The organism is Janibacter sp. CoH_79_TC_3 (assembly GCF_058197955.1).
Map to the genome: position 1 here is coordinate 490,698 of NZ_JBXWIV010000001.1, position 9,250 is coordinate 499,947.

At 42.6% G+C, this 9,250-nt stretch carries 10 protein-coding genes; 4 read left to right on the forward strand and 6 right to left on the reverse strand.

The window, feature by feature from the left end; genetic code table 11:
* Positions 1–91: 91 nt before the first annotated feature.
* Positions 92–769 carry an LOG family protein gene (locus AC2FA3_RS02135; protein WP_490508093.1) on the reverse strand — a complete coding sequence of 226 codons (678 nt, stop codon included), beginning with the start codon at positions 767–769 and terminating at the stop codon, positions 92–94.
* A 463-nt stretch (positions 770–1,232) separates the two neighbouring features.
* Here AC2FA3_RS02135 and AC2FA3_RS02140 point away from each other — a divergent pair, with 463 nt between their 5' ends.
* Positions 1,233–2,123 (forward strand): alpha/beta hydrolase family protein, encoded by an 891-nt coding sequence (locus AC2FA3_RS02140; protein ID WP_490508094.1) that lies wholly within the window; start codon positions 1,233–1,235, stop codon positions 2,121–2,123.
* Between the two features lie 36 nt (positions 2,124–2,159).
* On the opposite strand, the gene AC2FA3_RS02145 is transcribed toward AC2FA3_RS02140, so the two are convergent.
* Positions 2,160–2,849, reverse strand: coding sequence for a 3'-5' exonuclease (locus AC2FA3_RS02145; protein WP_490508095.1), 690 nt, complete (start codon positions 2,847–2,849; stop codon positions 2,160–2,162).
* A gap of 215 nt (positions 2,850–3,064) precedes the next feature.
* Here AC2FA3_RS02145 and AC2FA3_RS02150 point away from each other — a divergent pair, with 215 nt between their 5' ends.
* Positions 3,065–3,667 (forward strand): M23 family metallopeptidase, encoded by a 603-nt coding sequence (locus tag AC2FA3_RS02150; RefSeq protein ID WP_490508096.1) that lies wholly within the window; start codon positions 3,065–3,067, stop codon positions 3,665–3,667.
* 94 nt (positions 3,668–3,761) lie between these two features.
* Here the strand turns inward: AC2FA3_RS02150 and dtd are convergent, their stop codons facing one another.
* Entirely contained in the window at positions 3,762–4,214 is a 453-nt protein-coding gene (gene dtd, locus AC2FA3_RS02155; RefSeq protein WP_490508097.1) for a D-aminoacyl-tRNA deacylase, read from the reverse strand.
* 36 nt (positions 4,215–4,250) lie between these two features.
* Here dtd and asd point away from each other — a divergent pair, with 36 nt between their 5' ends.
* Positions 4,251–5,180, forward strand: coding sequence for an archaetidylserine decarboxylase (gene asd, locus AC2FA3_RS02160; protein WP_490508098.1), 930 nt, complete (start codon positions 4,251–4,253; stop codon positions 5,178–5,180).
* Positions 5,181–5,297: 117 nt separating this feature from the next.
* On the opposite strand, the gene AC2FA3_RS02165 is transcribed toward asd, so the two are convergent.
* Complete coding sequence (locus AC2FA3_RS02165) at positions 5,298–5,903, reverse strand: DUF1287 domain-containing protein (RefSeq protein ID WP_490508099.1); 606 nt, start codon at positions 5,901–5,903, stop codon at positions 5,298–5,300.
* Positions 5,904–6,045: 142 nt separating this feature from the next.
* Entirely contained in the window at positions 6,046–6,735 is a 690-nt protein-coding gene (locus tag AC2FA3_RS02170; protein WP_265088412.1) for an HD domain-containing protein, read from the reverse strand.
* A gap of 263 nt (positions 6,736–6,998) precedes the next feature.
* Between AC2FA3_RS02170 and AC2FA3_RS02175 the strand changes: the two genes are divergently transcribed.
* Complete coding sequence (locus tag AC2FA3_RS02175; protein ID WP_490508100.1) at positions 6,999–8,267, forward strand: MFS transporter; 1,269 nt, start codon at positions 6,999–7,001, stop codon at positions 8,265–8,267.
* A 123-nt stretch (positions 8,268–8,390) separates the two neighbouring features.
* Here the strand turns inward: AC2FA3_RS02175 and AC2FA3_RS02180 are convergent, their stop codons facing one another.
* Positions 8,391–8,966 carry an isochorismatase family protein gene (locus AC2FA3_RS02180; protein WP_490508101.1) on the reverse strand — a complete coding sequence of 192 codons (576 nt, stop codon included), beginning with the start codon at positions 8,964–8,966 and terminating at the stop codon, positions 8,391–8,393.
* Positions 8,967–9,250 lie beyond the last annotated feature (284 nt).

Below are 9,250 nucleotides of genomic sequence, written 5' to 3' on the forward strand. Positions count from 1 at the left end.
AAAATCAAAGCAAAAAAAGGAGAGCAAGGCTAACGATAAGCCCTTCTCTCCTTTTTTATGTAAAGACAGTATATATTAGCGCTTAGTTCGCTTAATTACCGGCCATTTTTTCGGTATTGACTGCATCGTCTATTTTTACGACGGTTTTTAATAGGTCAATCGCTTCATTAATCGTATTACATACCACTAGGCGCTCAAGGTCTTGTTGTTTCATAAATCCTTGGTCAGCGGTATATTTTAAATGCTCAATCATACGATCATAAAAACCATTGATATTCAGAATAATCATTGGTTTTTCGTGCTGATATAACTGACGCCACGTGGCGATTTCCATGATTTCTTCTAATGTTCCAAGCCCACCCGGCAAGGTAATAAAGGCATCGGCATACTCTGCCATCACCGTTTTACGGGTATGCATGGTATCGGTCAAATGCAGACGCGTCAGCTGCTCATGGGCAATCTCGTGCTTGAGCATAAAGGTTGGAATCACACCGACCGCTTGCGCGCCGCCTTGGATGACCTCATCGGCGACTGCGCCCATCAGTCCGATGCTCGCGCCGCCGTAGACCAAACCCATGCCATTATCGGCGAGCTCACGACCAAGCTCACGCGCTGCCTGCTCGTAGACTTCATTATTACCCAAACGCGAACCACAATAAACCGCTACCAACGGCATCGTTAGCACTGATTTATCCACCGCTTTTTCAATATTTGTAATATCTTGACTGGTAATGACTTCATAAGTGTCATTGTTAATTTTCATTTGCATATAGCTTCCTTAGTTTTTATAGCGATTTTTTCTTAAATACATCTTTATTAAATAATGTGCTATTGAATACCTAGCTATTAAAACACGTTTATTCATGCGTGTTGGTTTGTTGATGTGTGTTGATTGGTCAAAATAAATACTGATTAATATTTTTTTGGAAATAGCGCTCAAAATAAACTGCATAGAACTTGTCTATAGAACCTGCTTATAGAACTTAGAAGTCATTTTCGCCTACCTTTCTCACCTAAGATTTATTTTACCATAAGCGGCGCTGTAACTCGGTCATCATGCGGTTATCACAGAGTTATGCCATATATTAAATTAATCGCAGCTTAATGATGACATGCTTAACACTGATTATTAAACCCTCAGCGCATATCAAGGGTTTTTATTTACCCAAAGCACTGAATTATAAAAAAGTACTTACCCATAAAAGACGACAAAAATACATTAAGGTAAAACCATGGAAAATCCGCACAATCAAACAGATATTTATGCCCTAAGCATCATGACTGAGCGCAATCGGGCATTGGCAGCGACCGTTTATCGCCCTAAAGATGAGGTAAAAGCAGCGCTCATGATCGCGCCAGCGACCGGTATCAAACGCCAGTTTTATCACAATTTTGCCACTTATCTAGCAGCAAGTGGCTTTGGTGTACTAACCTTTGATAATGAAGGCATCGGCGAATCGCTTTCCTCTGATTTGGCGAAATGTGACGCCTCTTTAATCAGTTGGGGTCGCCACGACATGCCAGCCGTCCTTGATGCCTTGCAAGATGAATTTGCCGATGCCACTTACCATTTGATTGGTCATAGCGCTGGCGGACAGCTGATAGGTTTGATGCCAAATTATAAGGCGCTTACTTCGGTATTTAATGTCGCATGCTCATCAGGGCAAATTAAAAATATGACCATGCCTTATAAGCTCAAAGCGATGGGTTTTATGGATGCCTTTATTCCGCTCACTAACTTAACGTTTGGTTATACGCCAGCGGATAAAATCGGTATGGGCGAGCCACTACCACGCGGCGTCACTCGTCAATGGCGCGAGTGGTGCAATGGCGCAGGCTATATTAAAACCGCTTTTGGCAAAAGTATTCATACTCATTTTTATGATGAAATTGACATGCCAGCATTGTGGCTCGGCTTTAGCGATGATGAGATTGCTAATAGCAAAAATATCGATGATATGATTCGTGTCTTTAGCAAAATGCCAGTCGAAAAACACTTTTTTGAGCCAAAAGAGTTTGGCTTAAACAGTATCGGTCATATGCGCTATTTTAGTAGCAGAACCAACGCTAAAGCCCCGCAGCTTTGGCAAATGGCAGTGGATTGGCTAGCTAAGCAACAATAAGTTCTGTTTAGTTAATCCATTCAAGTGCAATTCTATTTAGTCTTGCGTATTTTTCGCTGCTTGTTCTGCTTTGACACGCTTGGTTAAAGCAGAATAGAGCGACGGCTGTATATTATGGATGTTACCTAGCATCCATTTTACGTAGCTAATTGGCACGTCTTTAATCGGCATGCCCTTATGTTTACCAAAGGGCATTTTGCTCACTGGATTGGCTTTATTGGCGATAGCATGGGCAGCAGCAAAATCCGTCGATGCAATTTCCAAGCGCTCGCAGCACGCCTGATAAAGCAGATAACACATGCGTGCATCACCGAGCGCATCATGAGCGGCAATCGTCATTCTCCTTGCTTCTCCTTTACCTAATAACTGCTCGATACATTTGGACTGACCATAGGCGCTCCACTCTGGAAAAGCCACACGCGCCAGCCGCACCGTACATATTAGTTTAGTAGAGGGACTGCCAATCACCCGCCAGTCAAAGCGCACATTATGCCCAATCAAATACTGCGGCAGCTCAAACGCATCTAACTCAAAGCGCTCAAGACCAGCGACATCATCATCGGTGATACCATGGATTCTAATGACGACTGGCGATATCGAGCGCCCACTATTAAAGTATTTCATCCACTCAAATCCCGTCGCTACATTAATAGTCGCCACTTGAATCGGACGCGGATCACGACCTTGATCGGTTTCGGTATCAATAATCAGCGCAGTGTCAGTCATAAAGATTTAGCCATAGGTAGCAACATTTGTGTTTTAAGTGAATTTAAAAGCTATGTGAATTTAAAAGCTATGTAAATTTAAAAGCTACGTGATTTTCGAAAACAACGTTATATTTATGGGGATAAAAAGCAGATATAACAATGGCATACAAAGAATGGAGAGCTTCGCTTATATAATACCTATTAGCGTTCATTCAAAAAACTAAAGAGATATCGATGCTAGCAGATGGCAATAACCCGCAGCCAAATTCAAAACCAACCTTTTTACGCCGTGTACTAAGCGTATTAATCAAGGCAGCTGTATTATTGCTACTATTATTTGTATTCGACAAGCTCTTACCGAGTATCAGTCAGCAAACTCAATCGTTTGTACTGGCAAAATGGCAACATCTCAGTTTATTACAACAAGAATTACCCACAGAAAACAGCCTTCCCTCGCCATTACCAGAACAGCATCTAGCCGATACGTGGGGCGGCGCCCGCAGCCAAGGTCGCTCTCATGAAAGCATCGATATATTTGCCGCGCGGGGCACGCCGATGCAGGCAACGACACCAGGCATCGTCAGTAAAGTTGGCGAAAATACGTTAAGCGGTCGCGTGGTGTTCATCATTGGACCAGGCGGCGCAGGACATTATTATGCGCATCTAGAAGATTATGCCGATATTAGCCCGAACGACTGGGTCAATGCCGGCGATATCATCGGTTATGTCGGCGACAGTGGTAATGCCAAAGGTACGCCGCCGCACGTCCATTACGGGATTTATATCAATGGCAGCGCGGTCAACCCTTATCCACTTTTGCAAAAACCTGATAGCTAGCTTTTAAGTTTTTAGCCTTTAAGACTTTAGTGTGAAAACTTTAGCTTCTAAAATATTCAGCTTGTAAAAATCAAGATTCTAAAACGTTAAACCTTTAAACTTCCAATATGAAATTTAACGGTCCATCATTGATACTGGACACTTGCATATCAGCGCCAAACTCACCAGTCGCCACATTAGGATGTTGAGTCTTGGCATAATTTACCAATTGCTCAAATAATACTTGCGCGGCATCGGGTGCCATCGCTTCGCCAAAGTCAGGACGGCGACCTTTATCGGTTTTCGCCATCAAGGTAAATTGTGAGACCAGTAATAAACCACCCTCTACTTGCTGAACATTTTTATCCAATTTACCAAACTTAGCAGGGTCATCATCATTATCAAAAATGCGATAAGTAATGATTTTATCAATCATACGCTGCGCACTTTGCAGATTATCATCATGACCTAAGCCAATATAGGCCAATAGGCCATGCTCAATCTCACCAACGCAGTGCGCATCGACAGTGACACTAGCACGGCGCACTCTTTGTATCAGCGCTCTCATTTACGGCCTTCCTTATGTATAAATAGCTTACAGTTTATGGCCATACAATCATACCCTGACCATGATAAAATACAGCCATTAACTTGCCTAATTAATTATTACATCAAACCCTATTTTGGTAGCCTTATTATGAATTTATTTGCCACCCTTCAACAATTCGTGCCGCAGCAGCAGTTAAGTAAAGTCGCTGGACGTTTGGCTGCCAGCCGCCATCCTTACGTTAAGCGCACCTTTATCCGCAGTTTTGCCAAAGCTTACAATGTCAGCTTAGATGAATACGAGCGCCAAAGTTTTAATGCTTATGAAAGCTTTAATGACTTTTTTACCCGTGAGCTAAAAGACGACGCCCGTATCATAGATAGCAGCGCAAACGGTATTGTCAGTCCTGCTGATGGCGTTATTTCACAATTGGGGCAAATTCGCGACCATAAATTGCTGCAAGCCAAAGGCCGTGACTATGACGTTGGACAATTACTGGCCAATAGCGAAGATGGTAGCTATTTTGCGGATGGTAGCTTTGCGACCGTTTATCTAGCACCGAGCAATTATCACCGCGTGCATATGCCATTTGCTGGCACCTTAACAAAAACCCGTTATGTACCGGGTACGCTATTTTCCGTCAATAATACCACGGCGGCAAACGTGCCTGATTTGTTTGCCCGTAACGAGCGTTTGGTCTGTTTATTTGATACAGAATATGGCAAGGCGGCAGTTGTGATGGTTGGGGCGATGATTGTAGCTGGTATTGAAACGGTAGCGACTGGCAAAATCAGTCGCACTGAGGAAATTCAAGAAGCGGATCATCATATGAGCTTTGAGAAGGGCAATGAGCTTGGACGCTTTTATTTAGGCTCGACCGCGATTGTAATACTACCAAAGGGCGCAAAAGCCGATTGGCAAGATAACATGCAAGCCAATAGTGTAGTACAAATGGGACAGTTATTGGGTGTTGCTAACTCTAAATAAACCATCTGTTTAACGATAAAAACATGAGCCCAATTAAGTATGAATCTTCATGCTTAATTGGGCTTTTTAATGGGAGTTATGATTTCGTCGTAAGATAGCGGCTAATAAGGAAAGTGGCTAATAACGAAAGTGCTTGTGTATAGGATAGGCATAAAGGATATTTTCTTCTTGCGTACCACGGCCGATATTATGAATAATCAACGGCGTACCATCAGCAGCTGCTTTGTCTGATACGATACCTATATGCGGCAAATTACCATTGGGCAAACGCCACGTTACAATATCTCCGACTTGAAAGCTGTCTTTATCAGTCGTAGATAACGACTGCCCATGCCGCGCAAAAAATACCTCAAGATTGGGCACACGGCGATGATCGATATTTTTATCCGTTGACTTTAAGCCCCATATTTTCGGATAGGCAGACCAATTTGACTTCATGTCATGATTGACCAACTGCTGCAAATCTACATTTTGCAAACGATAAGCGCGAATAATCACATCGGTACAGACGCCGGTCTCTATTGCTACATCGCCACGCGGAAATTCCAGCTTACGATAAGTAGGGTCATAGCTCACCGTGATACCGATCTGCTTTTTTGCATCGTGTGCCAATTTATCACCATCGCTGACAGGAGCAAGCGCTTGCGCCATTTGCGCTAATCCCAGCATGCTGACAAAGGCTAGCGATTTGCACAATGTTTTATAGTTTTTAAATAAGTGCATGTAGCCTCTCTGTTATTACTGACCCCACTGTTCAATATAAAGGCTTTAGACGGCGTCAACCATTGCGAATCAGTAACGAGGTGACGCGATCAAACGACAACGCTATTAAATGAAAAGTCTAGCAACCAAATTCGGTATCAATTTACTTATCAACCAACCATCCTTGCTTAGTTGCATAGTCAATCTGTTTTGCTAGCCACTCATGGATACTCGGAAAGCTGTCTTTAATAAAGCCATGTGCGCCAGCTACTTGAGAGCGCGTAACGTTAGCATCAATCCACGTTTTTCCGTTGGTGTTCAGATTAAGCAAAAACGGTAATAAACGATCAACCACTCTAAGCAGTTGGCTCTCTTTACTATTACCTGTTTCCTGCTCCTCCCAAACCTCACTTAAATCAGTAATCCCATTACCGCGCTCGCTTTGCAATCGAGCAATACCGGTACGTTCTTCAACGTGTGCATCACCACGTGTATCGGCGTATAAAAAAGTATCACCCGCATCAATCTCGCCCAAATCATGTATCAATGCCATTTTTAGCAATTTTTCATGATTGATATCCAGTTCAAACAACTCAGCGATTGACCAACATGCCATCGCTAAATGCCAAGAATGCTCAGCAGAGTTTTCTAAACGATTCGTACCCGTCACATAGCTACGTCGATTGACACGTTTAAGCGCATCCAGCTCTAGTAAAAAATGCGTCACGTCATCAATATCGATATTTGCAGTAAGCTTTGGATTGGTTAATAGCTTTTGCTTAGTCGATGGCATGGTTGTTGATAACGTAGCTTTCGAGGGCATCGATTTTGATGACATGGTTTCTAATGGCATGGCTTTCTCTAGTTTGAATGGTAAATGGTTAGCGCTTTGTCTAACTCTAATCTTTATACGAAAGCGCTTATTATAATAGACATTTTCTCACGCTGGTAAGAATGTAAGTTTTTCTAAAGCCATCAATAAAGGCAAATATCTAATTTTATATTGTTTAAGATTCGACTAATGCTCATAATAGGGCAACAGGCAATGCATAAGACTATGGACAAGGTTATGCATAAAATAATGGATAATAACCTGCACCAGACAAGGATATGTCGATGCCACTCACCACTGACGCTGCAACGCGTGCCAATTCATTAACTGCGAGTTCAATGATTTCCAAGCAAAAGCCACCCAATAAATGGCTGATTATCGCCGGCTTCTCTCTTTTACTTGGGGTCAATCAGTTTTTATGGCTGACCTTTGCGACCATCGTAATTAGTACCGAAGCGCATTTTGGCGTGAATGAGTTTTTTGCCAATTTATTAACGTTGATGTTCCCTATTATTTTTGTGCTACTCGCCATCCACTCTGGCAAGGTACTTGATAATATTGGCTATAAAAAAATTGTCAGCTTAGCGGCGTTGCTTATGCTGATAGGCTCAATAATACGCTGGTTAGGCGCTGATCATTATTGGACAGTGTTTGCAGGGCAATTACTGATCGCCATCGCTCAGCCGTATATTACCAATGCTATCAATCAAGTAACCTCGGATTGGTTTGATAAATCGCAAATCGCCACGGTAACGGGCGTTATTATGGGTGGGATGTTTTTGGCGACCGCCCTTGGCGCTTTTGCCCCTGCTCCATTAATCGAGGCGTTTGGCTTCTCTGGCATGCTACTTATCAATGTCGTTATTACGGCGGTGGCAGTAGTAGGATTTTTGTTAGTCGTCGTTGAAAAACCCAAACAACAAGATAGCGCTATCTCACTGCACGAAATCGAATCGCTATTGAAAAATAAACGGCTATGGTTTATCTCATTGGCAGTGTTTATTGCGATGGGTTATTTTAATGGGCTGAGTAACTGGATTGCGCCTATTCTTGCGCCGCGCGGTATTGATGAGGCGACGGCAGGCATAATTACCGCGATGCTGATCGTCGGCGGTATTTTAGGGGCGCTACTGATTCCGCTATTATCTGATTATCTGCAAAAACGGCGGATATTTTTAATATTGGCAACGCTGGTTGGTGCGAGTGCAACCTATCCTTTACTGTACTTAACGACAGGAACCTCAACATTATTGCTGAGTTTTGTACTGGGATTTTTCTTGCTAGCAGGTTATCCGCTACTGATTGCCGCCGCTGAAGACACCGTGCACGCCTCACAAGCGGCCAAAGCAGTTGCCATGCTGATGATGATGGGCAATCTCGGAGGCGTCATCGTGGTGTTGCTGATGCAAGGCGTGAAAGGACTGACTGGCAGTTGGACACCGACTGGTTGGGTACTGATTATTGCCGTCGCTTTAGCCACCCTTTTAGTGTTAAGAATAAAGGATAAGCCAGCGATTAAAGCTACTGTTAAACCAACTTCAAACGTTGTTTAAGAGCCTTATTTCAAAGCGAAAAATTTAGTATTTAACAAAGATAGCGGCTAACTATCAAAGCGCTATCTTTTGTTATTAACCATTAAAGAAACGTTTTATTACCAATCAATCTGCTTAATTGAGCTACTTAATCAAATTACTAATGGTTTTAAATGCAGGGTCTTTACTACTGCGGCACAGCTCAAACAGAATGGTTTCAACCGTGGTAATCACACCTCCAGCGCGGCGGATACGGCGAATCGCTTGCTTTTTATCGTACGGAAAACGCGAGCCAACGGCATCTCCAATAATGACCGGCTGCATGCCATTATCGAGTAAATCCAGTGCCGTTTGTAGCACGCAAACATGAGCTTCCACTCCGAATAATAGAACAATGCTTCGATTCTGCTGTGCTAAATGATTCCATGAATCATCATTGTCGCAAGCACTAAACGTCACTTTCTCAAAGCTTTTGGTATTGTCACTTTCTAGCACATCACGTATTTCAGGCAAAGTCTCACCAAGTCCCTTTTTATACTGCTCATTGAGCATAATAGGGATACCAAGCGCTTGCAGACTTTTGATTAGAGTGACTGTTTTTTTGATGATATTTTCATGGTCATAAATATGCGGCGTCAAGCGTTCTTGGATATCGATAATCATCGCTTGGGTATTTTCACGGTCAATACGGTAGGTACGATCAGTAATCATGGTGGACATAGTACACTCCTTGTACGGCTAAAGCTGACGGTTCTAAACTTATTTAAAATTGGTATCAGGCTTAAAATTATAATGATTAATTCCTCTCTCATTTAGTCATAGTTTAATGAATGCGTCAATGGAGATAAGCGATATAACAATTTATGATGTTTTAATTCTAAGTAAGCCACTTTCACCCATAAATGCAAAAACCCCTAGCCATCATGATGAACTGACCCCCTAAACTTAGACAGTTTAAGTTTGCATCAAGGACTGAGCTTTGTACTTAACAGGGCTCAGTCCTT

Excerpts from the sequence above, each read along its gene's own strand:
- AC2FA3_RS02135 (WP_490508093.1), bottom strand. The coding sequence starts at position 769 with ATGCAAATGAAAATTAACAATGACACTTATGAAGTCATTACCAGTCAA.
- AC2FA3_RS02140 (WP_490508094.1), top strand. The coding sequence starts at position 1,233 with ATGGAAAATCCGCACAATCAAACAGATATTTATGCCCTAAGCATCATG.
- AC2FA3_RS02145 (WP_490508095.1), bottom strand. The coding sequence starts at position 2,849 with ATGACTGACACTGCGCTGATTATTGATACCGAAACCGATCAAGGTCGT.
- AC2FA3_RS02150 (WP_490508096.1), top strand. The coding sequence starts at position 3,065 with ATGCTAGCAGATGGCAATAACCCGCAGCCAAATTCAAAACCAACCTTT.
- dtd (WP_490508097.1), bottom strand. The coding sequence starts at position 4,214 with ATGAGAGCGCTGATACAAAGAGTGCGCCGTGCTAGTGTCACTGTCGAT.
- asd (WP_490508098.1), top strand. The coding sequence starts at position 4,251 with ATGGCCATACAATCATACCCTGACCATGATAAAATACAGCCATTAACT.
- AC2FA3_RS02165 (WP_490508099.1), bottom strand. The coding sequence starts at position 5,903 with ATGCACTTATTTAAAAACTATAAAACATTGTGCAAATCGCTAGCCTTT.
- AC2FA3_RS02170 (WP_265088412.1), bottom strand. The coding sequence starts at position 6,735 with ATGCCATTAGAAACCATGTCATCAAAATCGATGCCCTCGAAAGCTACG.
- AC2FA3_RS02175 (WP_490508100.1), top strand. The coding sequence starts at position 6,999 with ATGCCACTCACCACTGACGCTGCAACGCGTGCCAATTCATTAACTGCG.
- AC2FA3_RS02180 (WP_490508101.1), bottom strand. The coding sequence starts at position 8,966 with ATGTCCACCATGATTACTGATCGTACCTACCGTATTGACCGTGAAAAT.